Here is a 15,618-nt window from a genome sequence, read left to right as displayed (position 1 = left end):
TGGTGCGGTGGGGACCTCCTCAAACGGGACATTCCGCCGGACGCACTGGCGAGCACTCAGCGCACCATGCTCGAGGAGGGCGGGATGAGCGGACCGATGCGGCGATTAACCGATGGTATCGACGCGGACCCCGTGCTGGTGGAGATCGTCGAGGGGTACCTGGCGTCGGTGGAGCAGGAGGTGGAGACGGCGATCGGACGGACGTCGCGGTCGCCGATGATCCGCGACGCGCATGACTACCGCGCCGGGATCCACGACCGGCTGCTGCGCAAACTCACGGGGCGCTCGTACTCGGCGCTGGTGCACCCGGTGGTGCGCGACTATCCGCTGGAGACGATGCGCCCGGGCGACGTGTACTTCCACAATGACGTCTACCTCTCCGAGGGCGGCATCGGGCACCTGCCGGACCTGTGCGTCACGGCTCCGGTCTTTCACGATGACGGTGCCGGCGACGGCCCGCGGGTGGTGGCGTTCGTGCAGGCCTTCGGCCACCACGACGACATCGGCGGCACCGTGCCGGGGTCGATGCCGTCGCGCGCCACGAGCGTCTTCGAGGAGGGCCTCATGGTGCCGCCGATCAAGCTGTGGGACCGGGGCGTGCCGAACGAGGCGGCGTTGAAGATCATGACCCGCAACTCGCGGATGCCGGACTCGCTCGCGGCGGATCTGGACGCCGAGTGCGCCGCATGCCTCATGGGTGCGCGCCGGATGGCGGAGCTATTCGGACGGTACGGGCGTGCGGGGGTGGAGGCGTGCTTCGACGCGATCCTGGAGCAGACGACACGGACATTCCAACGGGAGGTGCTGTCGAAGATCCCGGCCGGCACCTACGTCTGGGAGGACTACGCCGAGCACGACGGCGTCGATGAGCCGAAGCTGCACGTCCAGCGCATCACCCTCACCAAGGTCGACGGCGAGGCCAGCGACGACGCCACCGGAGCCACCGGGGCCAGCGACGCCACCGGAGCCACCGGAGTGTCCGCCGCCACCGGGACCGAGGCGGGGCCGAGGCTGATCATCGACTTCACCGGCACAGGGCCGCAGGCCAGGGGGCCCATCAACCACGCCGGAGACTACGCGGACGGGGTATTCCTGAAGAAGTGGCTGGCACCGATCCTGCGCAACCTCGCCGACAGCCCGGAGCGGATGGCCGAACTGGACGTGAACGAGGGCGTGGTGCCGCTGATCGAGATGCGCTTCCCGCCGAAAGGCACGCTGCTGACTCCGGAGTTCCCGGCGCCGACCAATGCCCGCACGTTCGTCATCCTGCGGATGCTGGGTGTGCTGGCCGGGGCCGTGGCGAAGGCGGTCGACGGGCGGATGCCGGCGGACCAGGAGACCATCCGCTACACCGGCGTCTACGGCGCGGACGCCGACGGGCGGCCGTACCTGATGCGGGAGGTGCTCGGCGGCGGGTCGGGCGGGCGGTACTACGCGGACGGCGAGGACACGATCCACGTGGTGCCGGATTCGCGGAACCTGCCGACCGAGTTCAGCGAATCCAGGTTTCCGTTCGTCGTCGAGCAGCTGGGCCTGGCGATCGACTCCGGAGGTCCTGGCCGTTACCGGGGCGGCCTCGGCTATGAGAAACACATCCGGATGCTGCGCGACGCGTCGTTCATGTCCATCGCCGATCGGTCCATCCTGTCCTGCTGGGGCGTCCGCGGCGGCCGGGCGGGCCGTCCGTTCCAGGTGACCATCGATCCGGGCGGTGCGGGGGAGCGGGAGGTGGACGCGCTGGCCGACGACGAGCCGGTGCGCGCCGGCGAGGTGATCCGGATCCGCACCACCGGGGGCGGCGGCTGGGGTGATCCGCTGGATCGGCCCTTCGGCGACGTGCTGCGGGACATCCGCTGGCACAAGGTCTCGTTCGAGGGGGCGCGGGCCGACTACGGCGTCGTCGTCGGCGGGACCGTGGACGACCCGACGGTCGACGAGCCGGCGAGCGACGAGCTGCGTGCCCAGATGCGGCATGCGCGGGCCGACGATGCGCCGTTCTTCGACCGTGGCCCCGGCTATCCCCGCCTCTCCGGCGGCCGCACCTCCGCCCCCGTCGACCGCCACTGACCTAAATGATCATGTGAAGTAGGTTTTCTCGTGCCCTACCATGCCTGCAGACCTGTTGAAGCACGAGAAGACCCACTTCACATGATCATTTAGGAGTGACGGTGCCGGTGGTGAGGTCGTAGACGGCGGCGACGACGCGGGTGTGGCCGTGCTGAACGGCGGCGCGGATCGCCGACGAGCGGGCCGGGAGCGCGTCCGCCACCCGGCGGGCCTGCTGCTCGACGCAGGCCGCCACGAATGCGTCGTCGTCCGGATCGTCCGGAGTGTCCGGAACGCTGCGCACAGCCGGCTCGATCGCGTGCACCAGCGCGGCGACATCGCCGTACGGATAGCCGTCGCCACGCACGGCGTCGATGGCGGCCCTGACCGCGCCACAACCGGAATGACCGAGCACGACGACGAGTGGCGTGCCCAGATGTTCGACGCCGTACTCGACGCTGCCGATCACCGCCGCGTCGAGGACCTCGCCGGCGCAACGGATGGTGAACAGGTCGCCGAACCCCTGATCGAACAGCAGCTCCGGAGGTACGCGCGAATCGGCACAGCTCAGCACAGTGGCGAACGGATGCTGCTCGTCCAGCAGGGATTCTCGCCAGGCTCTGTTCTGGTGCGGACGACGAGGCTCGCCGGCGACGAACCGGGCATTTCCGTCGACGAGCTTCCGCCACGCCTCTTCAGCGCTGGGCCGCCGACCGCCGTCGTCGTTGTCGGCGGCCTGCGTGGTCGGGTCGCTGTCTTCGGTGGACGAGGCGGGCGAAGCATCGGCCGCGCTCGAGGTGGTCATGTCACCACCGAATGCGGCGGCGGTGGCCGTGGCGGTGGCGGTCAGCATGGCGAGGGCGCGACGCCGGGACACCCGGGCGTCGTTATCAGGGGCGATCACGGCCAGTACGTTAGGCAGCTTGCGCAAGCGGCGGCCACCGAATCCGTGAAGGTCGTCACAGCGGATCGCCGGCGAGCGGGTCTACGCTTCGACAAAGCGTTCCCTTCGAGACGGGTCTGCGGTTGCGGCATGCTCCGAACGGCCGGGTCTCGACCGTCACGTGGAGGTGATCGGTGAGCGGCATCGATGAGACGTCCGGATCGAGCGACGGGCCGCTGGCCGGGTACGTCGTGGTCGACCTCTCCCGGGCACTCGCCGGGCCGCACGCCGGCATGATGCTGGGTGACCTCGGCGCGCGAGTGATCAAGGTCGAAGCCCCCGGGCACGGCGACGACTCACGCGGCTGGGGCCCGCCGTTCGCCGGCACCGGCGACCAGACGGTGTCCACCTACTACCTGTCGTGCAACCGGAACAAGGAGTCGGTCACCGCCGACCTGAAGACTCCGGAGGGCCGGGATGTCCTCACCAAGCTGGTGCGCCGCGCGGACGTGCTGGTGGAGAACTTCCGCACCGGCGTGCTGGAGCGGCTCGGTTTCGGCGTGGACGAGTTGCACGAGATCAACCCCGGCCTGGTCGTCCTCTCCATCACCGGCTTCGGACACGACGGCCCGGAGGGCGGACGCGCCGGATACGACCAGATCGCCCAGGGCGAGGCCGGGCTGATGAGCATCACCGGCGAGCCCGGCGAGCCGACGAAGGTGGGCGTGCCGATCGCGGACCTCCTGGCGGGCATGTACGGTGCGAGCGGGGTGCTGGCGGCGCTGCTGGAGCGGGAACGGACGGGCCGGGGCCGGGTGGTGCGCACGTCGTTGCTCGCCTCGGTGGTGGGAGTGCACGCATTCCAGGGGACGAAGTGGACCGTCGCCGGCGAGGTGCCGGAGGCGACGGGGAACCACCACGCGTCGATCGCGCCGTACGGGCTGTTCCGGGCCGCCGACGGCGCGCTGCAGGTCGCCGTGGGAAGCGAGACACAGTGGGCGGCGTTCGCGCGGATCATCGGCGTGGCGGCGGACGACCCGCGGTTCGCCACCAATGCGGACCGGGTGAGCCGGCGGGAGGAGCTCATCGAGGAGATCGAGCGCGCGTTCGCCGCCGGAACCCGGGACCATTGGCTGGAGATGCTGGAGAGGGCCGGCATCGCCAGCGGCAAGGTGCGCAGCATCGACGAGGTCTACGAGTGGGAGCAGACCCGCTCGCAGGGGTTGCTGGTGGATGTCGAACACCCTGTTCTCGGCAGAATGCAGCTGCCGGGGCCGCCGTTGCGGTTCGACGACGCCCAGCCGCGCGCGCACGTGGCGCCGCCGCTCCTCGGCGAGCACAACGAGAGCGTTCGCGCCTGGTTGGACGACGAATAGATTCATCGAGGTTGTCCCTGTGGATAACTCATCTGGGGTCCTGGCCATTGCCATGCTTGTGTGATCAGCCCATCAGGGAGGCACAATGAGCACCATGGCGTTGATGCCCCGTGCGTCGCACGACTGGACAGTCGACGACCTCGAACAGCTACCCGACGACGGCCTGCAGTACGAGCTGCTCGACGGGATACTCCTCGTGACTCCGGCGCCCATTCCGTTGCACCAGGAGACGGTAAGCGAGTTGTGTGTGCAGTTGCGACGGTCGTGCCCTCGGCATCTCAAAGCTCTCGTCGCGCCGCTCGACTGGCGTCCCGACACCCGCACCTCGCTCCAGCCGGACCTGCTCGTCGTCGCGCGGGGGGATATCGGCGAGCAGGCCATAATCCGGCCTCCGCTGCTGGCGGTCGAAGTCCTCTCACCCAGCACCGGGCGGAAGGACCGGGTACTGAAGTTCTCCAAGTACGCCGAGGCCGGCGTCGCCTCGTATTGGATCGTCGACCCGGCGAGGCCGTCGATCGATGCCTACGACCTGGTCGACGGAGCCTACGTCGAAGCCGGGAGCGCGTCCGGCTCGGATTCAGTCATTCTCCAGCGCCCTTATCCGATCACCATCACGCCGGCTGCGCTCGTCGATATCTGAGCTCCACTCCCGGGGCTATTGGGCGAGGTCGCGGGTGAGATCCGCGAGGCGGTCTATCCGCTTCTGCACCGGTGGGTGCCATCCCAGGACGCGGTCGACGATGTCATGGGTCTGTTTGCCGGTCTTCTCGTCGGGCAGCGGCATGATCGACATCGACGACAGCGTGTTGAGGTTGCGCAGCTCCTTCTTCGGAAAGGCCGGCATGTGCCCGCTCAGCCTGGTCAGGGCCGCGGCGAGCGCCGCCGGCTGGGCTGTCATCATGGCCGCGGTGCGATCGGCCGCATACTCGCGGTACCGGCCGAGCCTGGTGAGGACCACGGTGACGGGCAGCGCGGGCGGGAGCATCGCGACGAATGCGACCAGGATGAGCGGGAAGAACAACAGGATCGCGATTGCTCGGAGGAAGCCGATGAGCGGGACGACGGTCCAGTCGAGCAGCGCTTGACGCATGGCCGTCTTCGTCTCGGCAGCAGAGTCGTCCGCAAAGAGCGCCTGCCATCCGTGTCCGCATCGTCGTGCACGTCGGCACAGCGCTTCGTCGGCCACGTTGAACACGTCGGCGACGTATATCCAGAGGGTGAGCAGCGACGTGGAGATCTGGGTGGCGAACGTCATCAGTTTCGCATCGCGATGCAGGATGTGCGCCAGCTCATGAGCAAGAACGGCCTCCAATTCGGCTTCTTCGGTGGTGGCGAGCAGCCCCCAGGTGATCGCGATGACCGGTCGGCGGCCCGGTACCTGCAGCGTGAGAGCGTTCGGCCACTCCGTGTCGATGATCTTCACTCGTGGCATCGGCGTGTTCGATAGCGCGCAGAGCCGATCGATCGCGGCATGAAGTTCCGAGTACTGGAACTCGTCGGCATCGAGGACGGTGAGGTGCTTCGGCAACACGCCGCCGTCCTCGCCTCTGTAGGCGACGACGGCAAGAGCAGGCAGGAACAGTCCGATCCACCACGGCCATCCCCACAGGTGCTGGAGGCCGAGGCCGATCAGCGCCCCGTAGCCCGCTGTGATCAGCAGGAGCAGCACCCATGTCTCCGCGATGCGGATGGTCAGCCGTCGGTCCGGCTGAAATCGGCCCGTCGTCATGTCGCCCGTATCTACTGCGCGAGGCCGCGACTGAGTTCGTCCAGGCGTTTCACGCGCTGGCCGATCGGCGGGTGCGACGCGACGGCGCGCTCTAGGGCGCTCACTCTCGGTTGGCCCTTCTTCTGCTCGTGCTTCACCGGCAGCGGAACGATCGCCATCGACGACGCCGCCCGCAACTCGCGCAGGTCCTTGTTCGGGATCCGCCGGCTGTCCTCGTCAAGGGACGTGAGGGTGGCGGCCAGTACCGTGGGCCGCCCGGTCAGCATCGCCGCGGTCCGGTCGGCGGCGAACTCCCGGTAGCGGCTGAGCCTGGTGAGCACCAGCACCGCCGGTATCGACAGCACAAGGATGGCGGGCAGGGTGACGATCCCGAACGGAAAGACGGACAGTACCAGGAGCGCCCGGATCAGGCCGATCACCGGCATGGCCGTGCAGCCCAGCAGCGTCCGCAGGCCGGCGGCGACGTTCCGCGCCGGCAGCCGCTCGTCGTCCGCGTCGTGGTCGATCGGCTGCCAGCCGAATCCGCACCGGCGGGCGAGCCAGCACAGCGCCCGGTCCGCGGCGTAGAAGACGTCTACCAGGTGTGCCGGCAACGTGAGCACCGCCGTAGACGTGTTGGCCGCGAAGGTCATCACCGTCGCGTCGCGATGGATCACATGGGCGAGTTCGTGCGCCAGGACGGACTCCAGCCGGTCGTCGTCGGCGGTATCGAGCAAGCCACGGCTCACAGCGATCACCGGCCTGCGGCCGGGCAGTTGCACGGCGAGCGCGTTTGTCCACTCCGCATCGATGACCTTGACCCGCGGTGGTGGCACGTCAGCGAGGGCACATAGCCGCTCGAGTACCGCATACAGGCGTGGTTCCCGCGCCGGATCCGCATCGGTGGTGCGGAGTGTCCTGGGGAGGACGCCGCCGTCGTGCTGAGCGTAGAAGAGCACGGTGGCGAGCATCGGCAGAACCAGGCCGATCCACCAGGGCAGGCCGACGAGCCATTGCAGGACGAGCCCGATCAGCGCCCCGTACCCGGCGGTGACGACGAGCAGCAACAGCCACGTCTCGCCGATCCGGAAGGTCAGCCGACGGTCCGGCCGAAATCGGGCGGCTGCGGTCATGAGGTGTCTCCAACGTGCGGTTCGGTCGGGCGCGGTCCGCGCACATCGTGCCAGAGCGTGCTGCATGGGCGCTGCATCCGCGGATGTCTTCCATGGCTGGACCCGGTCTGTGCGATATCGCCGACGGAACCGTACTGGATTGGGCGAACGTCACCATCGTTGTCGCGGGCCGCACTTCATACGCTCGACGCACCGGGCGGGGACACCGTCCGGCGATCCCGAGCTGGAGAGGTGGCCTGCAGATGCCCGAGCCGATCGAGGTCCGCAAGGTGGCCATCAAGCACGTCAGCGACGCCTCCGGGCTCGCCGAACTGATCGACTCAGGTCTGATCGAGGCGGACCGGGTGATCGCCGTGATCGGCAAGACCGAGGGCAACGGCGGAGTCAACGACTACACCCGGATCATCGCCGACCGAGCCTTCCGCGAGGTACTGGTCGGGAAGGGGACCCGGACCGCGGACGAGGTGAAGGAGGTGCCGATCGTCTGGTCGGGCGGCACCGACGGGGTGATCAGCCCGCACGCCACGATCTTCGCTACCGTCCCGGCCGACCGGGTGGAGCCGACCGACGAACCCAGGCTGACCGTCGGCTTCGCGATGAGCGACGTGCTGCTGCCGGAGGAGATCGGGCGGCGCGGCATGATCGAGAAAGTGGCCGCAGCGGTGCGGCTGGCCATGGAACGGGCCGGCATCAGCGATCCCGCCGACGTCCACTACGTGCAGACGAAGACGCCGCTGCTGACGATCCACACCATCCGCGACGCCAAGGCGCGCGGCCAGACGGTCTGGACCGAGCACACCCACGAGTCGATGGATCTGTCCAACGGCTGTACCGCGCTCGGTATCGCGGTGGCGCTCGGCGAGATCGACATGCCCGGCGATGACGCGGTCATGCACGACCGGGACCTGTACTCGGCGGTGGCGTCCTGCTCGTCGGGCGTGGAGCTGGACCAGGCGCAGGTGGTCGTGGTGGGCAACGCGCGCGGCGTCGGCGGGCGATACCGGATCGGGCACGCGGTGATGCGCGACGCCCTGGACGCCGACGGGATCTGGGCCGCGATCCGCGACGCGGGCCTGAAGCTCCCGGAACGCCCGCATCCGAGTGACCTCGACGGGCGCTTGGTGAACGTCTTCCTCAAATGCGAGACGAGCCAGGACGGAACCGTGCGCGGACGCCGCAACGCCATGCTGGACGACTCCGACGTGCACTGGCACCGGCAGATCAAGGCCGCGGTGGGCGGCGTGGCCGCGTCGGTCACCGGAGACCCGGCCGTCTATGTCTCGGTATCGGCCGCGCACCAGGGCCCGGACGGCGGGGGACCGGTGGCGGCGATCGTCGACCTGGGCGACGAGCCGTCCGGCTACCGGTACCCGTGACGGCCACACCGGCCTGTTCCGGGACTATCTGGTCGGGAGAAGACGAGGCTTAGAGCTCGCGCAGTGCGGGCAGCAACTCCTTCTCCGCCCAGTCGAAGAACGGCTGCTGCTGGTCGCCGCCGATCTGGACCAGCGCGACGTGCGTGAAGCCGGCGTCGACGTACTGTTTGACCCCGTCGACGACGGCGTCGACGTCCGTTCCGCACGGGACCGCCTGGGCGACGTCGTCCGGACGGACGTACTCGGTGTAGGCGGCGAAGTTCACCGGGCCGGGTAGCTCCGCCATCACCTTCCAACCGGCGGCCATCCAGCGGAACTGCTCGTGCGCCCGGGCCTTGGCCGCCTCGGCGTCGGTGTCGTAGGAAACCGGGAGCTGGCCGTACACCGGCTTACCTTCGCCTCCCTCGGATTGGAACCGCTGCACCACGTCCGGCGACGGTGTGTTCACCACGAGGTAGTCGCCACGCTGCGCCGCGATCTCCGCCGACTGGCTACCTGAGGCGGCGACGCCGATCGGAACCTGGGTCTCCGGCAGGTCATAGAGGCGAGCCGAATCCACGTCGAAATGGCGGCCGTGGTAGGTGATGTAGTCGCCACCCAGCAGCGCGTGGATGATCTCGATGGCTTCGTCGAACATCTCGTGCCGGGTGTCCACGGGCGGCCAGCCCTGCCCGATGACGTGCTCGTTGAGGTTCTCGCCGGAGCCGAGGCTGAGCGAGAACCGGCCCTCGCTGAGCACACCGACAGTGGCCGCCTTCTGTGCCACCACGGCCGGGTGGTAGCGCATGATCGGGCAGGTCACGTAGGACATCAGCGGAATCCGATCGGTGGCGTGCGCGGCGGCACCGAGCACCGGCCAGGCGTGCGGCGAGTGTCCCTGCTCGTCCAGCCAGGGGAAGTAGTGGTCGGAAAGCGCGGCGAAGTCGAAGCCGACCCGCTCAGCGGTGACGGCGTCGTCGACGAGCTGCCGCGCGGGCGCCTGCTCGGACATCATGGTGTAGCCGATCTGAACCATGCCTCTTTGCGTTACCCCGCTGCCGCTGCGGCATGAACCGGGAGGGCCGCACAATGGCGCGACTCGTGGCGCGACTCGTGGCGTGACCCGTGGCGCGATCTTCGGTGCGGTCGAGCGCGCGGTCGAGCGTGAGGTCGAGCGCGCAGCTGAGTGTCGACCGATACGGCGGCCGTTGGTGCGGTCGATGGCGGCGATCGCCGGCACAGTGGATATCGTTGGCCTCGGACGCGCGCTACCCGCCGTCGCGTCATGCACATCCCCCGTGTGAAGAGGTTCACCGACATGCGCGTTCTGTTCGCCGGTACACCCGAGGTCGCGGTGCCTCCGCTGCGTGCGCTGCTGGAGTCGCGACACGACGTCGTCGCGGTGCTGACCAGGCCCGACGCGCCGGCCGGACGGGGACGGAAGCTGATGCCCAGCCCGGTGGCTACGGTGGCGGAGGAGGCGGGCATCGAGGTGCTCAAACCGGCCAAACCACGCGACGTCGAGTTCCTGGAGCGGCTGGCGGCGATCGCACCGGACTGCGCGCCCGTGGTGGCCTACGGCGGCCTGATCCCGCGCGCCGCGCTGGATGTGCCGAAGCACGGCTGGGTGAATCTGCACTTTTCGATCCTGCCTGCGTGGCGCGGGGCGGCCCCGGTGCAGCATGCCGTGCTGGCCGGCGACGACGTGACCGGCGCGTGCACGTTTCAGCTGGAGGAAGGGCTGGACACCGGCCCGGTCTACGGCCTGGTGACCGAGGACATCCGCCCCACGGACACCAGCGGCGACCTGCTGGAGCGGCTGTCCAAGTCGGGAGCGACCCTGCTGGTCCGGACGCTGGACGGGATCGAGGACGGGAGCCTGCGCGCCGAGCCGCAGCCGGCCGAAGGCGTGTCGATGGCGCCGAAGCTGACGGTGGAGGACGCCCGGGTGGACTGGACGGCGCCCGCCATGCGGGTGGATCGGCTGATTCGAGCCTGTACCCCCGCGCCCGGGGCGTGGACGACGTTCCGCGGGGAGCGGTTGAAACTGCAGCCGGTGCAGCTGGAGCGTGGCCGGGACGGAATCGCGCCCGGGGAGATCGTGGTGGAGAAGAACGGAGTGCGGGTCGGTACCGGCAGCCACGCCGTCGTCCTCGGCGATGTCAAGGCGCAGGGCAAGCGTGCGATGCCGGCCACGGACTGGGCACGTGGCGTGCGGCCCGAGCCCGGTGAGCGGCTGGGCGACCAGGCGGGGCCCGCGTGAGAGAAGGGGTCCCCGAATGAGCGACGACGGGCACGACGGCGACGGCGACCACGGGCGCGGCGGCGACCACGGGCGTGGCAGCGACCACGGGCGTAACGACCGTCGGGGTGACCGACGGTACGGACGTGGGACGGACGGCGGCGCGGGCGGTGGCAGGAACCGCTCGGCCGGCCACCCGCCATCGCGCGGGCGGAAACCGCAAGGCGCGCGCAGTGGCCAGCAGCGCGGGCGCGGCGCGGGTACCGGCGGCGGTCAGCAGCGGCACAGCGCCGATCCGGCGCGGCAGGTGGCCTATGACGTGCTGCGCGCGGTGACGGACGAGGACGCGTACGCCAACCTTGTCTTGCCGGAGCGGCTGCGGGACCGCCGCGTCGGCGGCCGGGACGCCGCCTTCGCCACCGAACTCGCGTATGGCACCCTGCGCTGGCAGGGGACCTATGACCGGATCGTGGGCGCGTGCGTCGACCGGGCGCTGAGCGAGCTGGACCCGCCGGTGCTCGATGCGTTGCGTCTGGGCACGCACCAGCTGCTGGCGCTGCGGGTCCCGCCGCACGCCGCCGTGTCGACGACGGTGGACCTGGTCCGTCGGCGGATCAGTGAAGGCGCCGGCAGGTTCGTCAACGCCGTATTGCGGAAGGTGGAGCGCCACGATCTGGACGGCTGGACGGCCGAGCTGGCGCCGACCCGAGACGACGACCTGGCCGGCTATGTGGCCTTCCGGCACGGGCACCCGGCGTGGATCGTGCGGGCGTTCCGCGACGCCCTCGGTCCGGAAGCCGACGGCGACGCGCTCGAGGCGTGCCTGCGGGCGAACAACGAGCCGGCACCGGTGGCGCTTGCGGTCCGTCCGGGTCGCGGGGAGGTGTCCGAGTTGTTGGATGCCGGGGCGGAACCGGCTCGGTGGTCGCCGATCGGGGCCACGTTGACGTCCGGCGACCCCGGACGGCTCGCGGCGGTGCGGTCCGGGCGCGCCGGCGTCCAGGACGAGGGCAGCCAACTGGTCACGCTGGCGTTGGCCGCGGTCCCGGTGGACGGTCCGGACGAGCGCTGGCTGGACATGTGCGCCGGGCCGGGCGGCAAGGCCGCGGTGCTCGGCGGCCTGGTGGGCGGCCAGGGCGGCAGGCTGCTGGCCGTGGAGCAGCACGTGCATCGGGCCCGGCTGGTGGAGCAGGCGCTCAGTGGCGACCCGAGCGAGCACGAGGTGCTGGTGGCGGATGCTACCGAGGGGCCGTGGCCGGACGAAGACTTCGACCGGGTGCTGCTGGACGCCCCCTGCTCGGGGCTCGGCGCGCTGCGCCGTCGCCCGGAGGCCCGCTGGCGACGCACGCCGGCCGACGTCGGCGAACTCCGGCCGCTGCAGGCTGCGCTCCTGCTGGAGGCGGCGCGGTCGGTCCGGCCGGGCGGAGTGGTCGCGTATGTCACGTGCACGCCGCACCTGGCGGAGACGGCGACGATCGTCGACGATGTGCTGCGTAAACGCGACGACATGGAGCGTATCGACGCCCGGCCGTACCTGCCCGGCGTGCCCGATCTAGGCGACGGCCCGGACGTCCAGCTCTGGCCGCACGTGCACGGCACGGATGCGATGTATCTGGCCCTGCTCCGCCGCACCGGATAGCGCGGCCACACCCGCGGCACTCATCCGTCGGCGGCGGTGGAGAAGCCGGACGCCAGCGTGGTACTGCGCGCGCAGACAACGACCGTCGAGGCCGCCGCGGTCAGTGCGCCGCCCAGCCACAGGATGCTCAGGGTGCCGAGGTGGTCGACGACGAGTCCGCCGAATGCGGCGCCCAGCGCAATCGATAGGTTGAACATGAGCACGTACAACGAGCTCGCCGCCTCGGCGGCCTCCGGTGCCGCCTTGAGGATCCAGGTCTGCAGCGTGACGGGAACGGAGCCGTAGGCCAGGCCCCACACGACCACGGAGAACACGGCGCCGGGCACGCCGTCGCCGGCGAACATCACCGACACCATGGCGGCGGTGAGTACCATCCCGATGGTCAGCACCGTCGCCCGGACTCGCCGCGCCGCCGCCACGCCGGCGATGACGTTGCCGGCGATGCCGGCGACACCGAATACCAGGAGCAACGTGCTCACCGCCCGGCCGTCGATGCCCCTGGTGTCCTCCAGCACAGGCCGGAGGTAGGTGTAGGCGAGGAAGTGGCCGGTGATGATCAGGAACGTCAGCAGCACACCGATGCGCACGGCCCCGTTGGCCCGGAACAGGCTGGGCAGCGATCCGAGCGTGATGGTCCGCGTGGCCGGCATGGCCGGCAGCAGCAGGGCCATGCAGACCAGCGTGCCGAGACCGAGCAGCCCGACGGCGGCGAATGCGGCACGCCAGCCCACGAGCTCCCCGAGGTAGGTCCCGGCGGGCACGCCTAGCACCGTGGCGCTCTCCACCCCGGCGAAGATGACCACCAGCGCGCGTCCGACGTGCCGCTCGGGCACCAGGCGCAGCGCGATCCCTCCGGCGATCGCCCAGAACCCGCCGACGCTCGCGCCTACCAGGAAGCGAGCAGCCAGCGCCGCGACGATGTGGTCGGAGAGTGACACCGCGAGATTTGCTGCACCCATCAGCCCGACCAGGACGCACAACACCAGCCGGCGGTCCACGTGTCCGGCGAAGACGGTGATCAGCGGCGCGGAGAACGCGGCCACGATTCCCGGGACAGTCACCATCAGCCCGGATGTGCCGTCGGATATGCCGAGGTCGTGACCGATCGGCGTGAGCAACCCTACCGGCAGCAGCTCCGAGGTCATCAGCGCGAAGATCGCCAGCGTGACCGCGCCGACGGCCAGCCATCCCCGCACCGGTGAGCGATGGCCGGCGGACCGGCCCGGCGTGGACAACGTGGTGGTACCCATCGCAGACTCCCTGGTTCCTCAGCGGATGGAGGCCGGAGCCGTCCGCGCCGCGACGTTGACCCGGTTCCAGGTGTTGATGGTGGCGATCAACCCGATGAGTTCCGCCAGTTCATCCTGATCGAAATGCCGCGCCGCCTGGCGGAACACCTCGTCCGGAACGAATCCGTCGGTCAGCACGGTCATCGCCTCGGTCAAGGCAAGTGCGGCCCGCTCCCGCTCGGTGTAGAGCCGGTCCACCTCCTGCCAGGCGTTCAACAGGGAGATCCGTTCCTCCCGCTCGCCCGCCTTGCGAGCGTCGGCGGTGTGCATGTCGATGCAGAAGGCGCAGCGGTTGATCTGAGAGGCGCGGATCATGACCAGGTCGGCCAGCCTCGGGTCGACGTTCTTGGTTGCGGCCTGGTGCAGCCGCAGCAGCGCCCGGTAGATCTCGGGCGCGTGCTCGGAGAAGCCCAAGCGTTGTGTAGCAGTCATGAGTGCGACTGTATGGACGAAATGGTGCGGTTATATGGTCCATTTCCATGGAGAATGATTGGGCCAATTCGTCGGCGATCGGCGGGATCGACCTTCACCTCGATCTCACCCCATCAGAAGGGAAACGCGCGGGCCTGACGCGGGAACTGCGCGCGGCCATCCGCAGCGGCCGGCTCGGCCCCGGCACGCGGCTGCCGCCGTCGCGCGCGCTGGCGGCCGACCTGGCGATGGCCCGGAACACGGTGAGCGAAGCGTACGCCGAGCTGGTCGCCGAAGGTTGGCTCGTCGCCCGGCAGGGTTCCGGCACCCGGGTGGCACAACGGAGCGCGGCGTCAGCACCATCGGGATCGTCGCTCGCGCCCGCAGCGGTGCCGCCGCGATCCCCGGCGCTCCCACCGTCCAGGCCGCGGTACAACCTGCTCCAGGGCAGCGCCGACGCGGCGTCGTTTCCCCGCACCGACTGGCTACGATCGGCGCGGCGGGCCCTGTCTGCCGCACCCAACGACGCCTTCGGTCCGGGCGATCCGCAGGGCCGGGTGGAGCTGCGCCGGGCGCTGACGGACTACCTGGCGCGGGCGCGTGGTGTCCGGGTCGATCCCGGCCGCGTGGTGGTCTGCTCCGGGTTCGGCCATGCGCTGGAGCTCCTGTCCGGTCTGCTGGGCGACGTCGTCGCTGTCGAAGAGTACGGCCTGCAGTACCACCGCGGACTGCTGCGATCAGCGGGACTGGACACTCCCGCGCTGCCGATCGACGGCGGCGGCGCGAGGATCGAAGCGCTGCGTTCCACGGACGCACGGACGGTCTTGCTCACCCCGGCGCATCAGTTCCCGACCGGTGGTCCACTACGTCCGGAGCGGCGGGTGGCACTGGTCGACTGGGCCGCGGAGGCCGATGGGCTGATCCTGGAGGACGACTACGACGGCGAGTTCCGCTACGACCGCCAGCCCGTGGGTGCGGTGCAGTGCCTGGACCCGGAGCGGGTGGTCTACCTCGGCACCACCAGCAAGAGCCTCAGCCCGGCCGTGCGGATCGGCTGGCTGGTGGTGCCGGAGCGCCTGGTGCGGCCCGTCGTCGACGTGAAGGGGGACCGGGAATTGCGGACGAGTGTCCTCGAGCAGCTCACGCTGGCCGACTACCTGGAGTCGGGCGGGTACGACCGGCATGTGCGGCGGATGCGCCGTCGGTATCGTGACCGGCGCGACCGGCTGGTCGCTGTGCTGCGCGAATACGTTCCGCAGGTACGAGTGTCCGGTATCGCGGCAGGCCTGCACGCGGTCGTCGACCTTCCGCCGGATGCCGACGAGGCCCAGGTCGTCGCCGAGGCGGAGCGGGCGGGCCTCACGCTGGACGGGTTGGCCGGGTACCGCCATCCGGACAGTACGGCGTCCCTGCGTCCGGCCGTGGTGGTCGGTTACGGTACGCCTCCGGAGCACGCATACCCAGGCGCGCTGGAACTCCTGTGCCGAATACTGCGACGCAGTCTGGGCCGATGACGACAGGCGACGACACGTACCG

General features: G+C 70.0%; 13 protein-coding genes. 7 read left to right on the top strand and 6 right to left on the bottom strand.

What is annotated here, in order from left to right; genetic code table 11:
• Positions 1 to 84: 84 nt before the first annotated feature.
• Positions 85 to 2,067, top strand: a complete 1,983-nt coding sequence (locus G1H10_RS18275; protein ID WP_216853398.1) for a hydantoinase B/oxoprolinase family protein — start codon at positions 85 to 87, stop codon at positions 2,065 to 2,067.
• Between the two features lie 85 nt (positions 2,068 to 2,152).
• On the opposite strand, the gene G1H10_RS18270 is transcribed toward G1H10_RS18275, so the two are convergent.
• Positions 2,153 to 2,950 (bottom strand): carbonic anhydrase, encoded by a 798-nt coding sequence (locus tag G1H10_RS18270; RefSeq protein WP_163740422.1) that lies wholly within the window; start codon positions 2,948 to 2,950, stop codon positions 2,153 to 2,155.
• A gap of 173 nt (positions 2,951 to 3,123) precedes the next feature.
• On the opposite strand from G1H10_RS18270, the gene G1H10_RS18265 reads away from it, so the two are divergent.
• Positions 3,124 to 4,305, top strand: a complete 1,182-nt coding sequence (locus G1H10_RS18265; protein WP_216853397.1) for a CaiB/BaiF CoA transferase family protein — start codon at positions 3,124 to 3,126, stop codon at positions 4,303 to 4,305.
• A gap of 94 nt (positions 4,306 to 4,399) precedes the next feature.
• Positions 4,400 to 4,945, top strand: a complete 546-nt coding sequence (locus G1H10_RS18260; protein WP_163740420.1) for a Uma2 family endonuclease — start codon at positions 4,400 to 4,402, stop codon at positions 4,943 to 4,945.
• 15 nt (positions 4,946 to 4,960) lie between these two features.
• On the opposite strand, the gene G1H10_RS18255 is transcribed toward G1H10_RS18260, so the two are convergent.
• Positions 4,961 to 6,034 (bottom strand): M48 family metalloprotease, encoded by a 1,074-nt coding sequence (locus tag G1H10_RS18255; RefSeq protein ID WP_163740418.1) that lies wholly within the window; start codon positions 6,032 to 6,034, stop codon positions 4,961 to 4,963.
• An 11-nt stretch (positions 6,035 to 6,045) separates the two neighbouring features.
• The gene (locus G1H10_RS18250) at positions 6,046 to 7,146 is read right to left on the bottom strand and encodes a M48 family metalloprotease (RefSeq protein WP_163740415.1); all 1,101 of its coding nucleotides are present in this window, start codon (positions 7,144 to 7,146) and stop codon (positions 6,046 to 6,048) included.
• Positions 7,147 to 7,388: 242 nt separating this feature from the next.
• Here G1H10_RS18250 and bar point away from each other — a divergent pair, with 242 nt between their 5' ends.
• Positions 7,389 to 8,522, top strand: a complete 1,134-nt coding sequence (gene bar, locus G1H10_RS18245; protein WP_163740413.1) for a barbiturase — start codon at positions 7,389 to 7,391, stop codon at positions 8,520 to 8,522.
• Positions 8,523 to 8,571: 49 nt separating this feature from the next.
• Here bar and G1H10_RS18240 read toward each other — a convergent pair whose 3' ends face one another.
• Positions 8,572 to 9,537, bottom strand: coding sequence for a TIGR03557 family F420-dependent LLM class oxidoreductase (locus G1H10_RS18240; RefSeq protein WP_163740411.1), 966 nt, complete (start codon positions 9,535 to 9,537; stop codon positions 8,572 to 8,574).
• A gap of 282 nt (positions 9,538 to 9,819) precedes the next feature.
• On the opposite strand from G1H10_RS18240, the gene fmt reads away from it, so the two are divergent.
• Together fmt and G1H10_RS18230 are read left to right on the top strand one after the other, a co-directional pair.
• A complete protein-coding gene (gene fmt / locus G1H10_RS18235; protein WP_163740409.1) occupies positions 9,820 to 10,764 on the top strand; it encodes a methionyl-tRNA formyltransferase in 945 nt (314 codons plus the stop codon).
• Positions 10,765 to 10,780: 16 nt separating this feature from the next.
• A complete protein-coding gene (locus G1H10_RS18230) occupies positions 10,781 to 12,382 on the top strand; it encodes an RsmB/NOP family class I SAM-dependent RNA methyltransferase (RefSeq protein WP_163740407.1) in 1,602 nt (533 codons plus the stop codon).
• A gap of 20 nt (positions 12,383 to 12,402) precedes the next feature.
• On the opposite strand, the gene G1H10_RS18225 is transcribed toward G1H10_RS18230, so the two are convergent.
• On the bottom strand, positions 12,403 to 13,632 hold the full coding sequence (locus G1H10_RS18225) for an MFS transporter (protein WP_163740405.1): 1,230 nt from the start codon (positions 13,630 to 13,632) through the stop codon (positions 12,403 to 12,405).
• Between the two features lie 18 nt (positions 13,633 to 13,650).
• Positions 13,651 to 14,103 carry a carboxymuconolactone decarboxylase family protein gene (locus G1H10_RS18220; protein WP_163740403.1) on the bottom strand — a complete coding sequence of 151 codons (453 nt, stop codon included), beginning with the start codon at positions 14,101 to 14,103 and terminating at the stop codon, positions 13,651 to 13,653.
• A gap of 47 nt (positions 14,104 to 14,150) precedes the next feature.
• On the opposite strand from G1H10_RS18220, the gene pdxR reads away from it, so the two are divergent.
• Positions 14,151 to 15,596 (top strand): MocR-like pyridoxine biosynthesis transcription factor PdxR, encoded by a 1,446-nt coding sequence (pdxR, locus tag G1H10_RS18215; protein ID WP_163740401.1) that lies wholly within the window; start codon positions 14,151 to 14,153, stop codon positions 15,594 to 15,596.
• Positions 15,597 to 15,618 lie beyond the last annotated feature (22 nt).

The organism is Phytoactinopolyspora halotolerans (genome assembly GCF_010550675.1).
Taxonomy (GTDB): domain Bacteria; phylum Actinomycetota; class Actinomycetes; order Jiangellales; family Jiangellaceae; genus Phytoactinopolyspora; species Phytoactinopolyspora halotolerans.
Note: the sequence above shows the minus strand (reverse complement) of the source record. Positions and strands in the feature narration are given on the sequence as shown.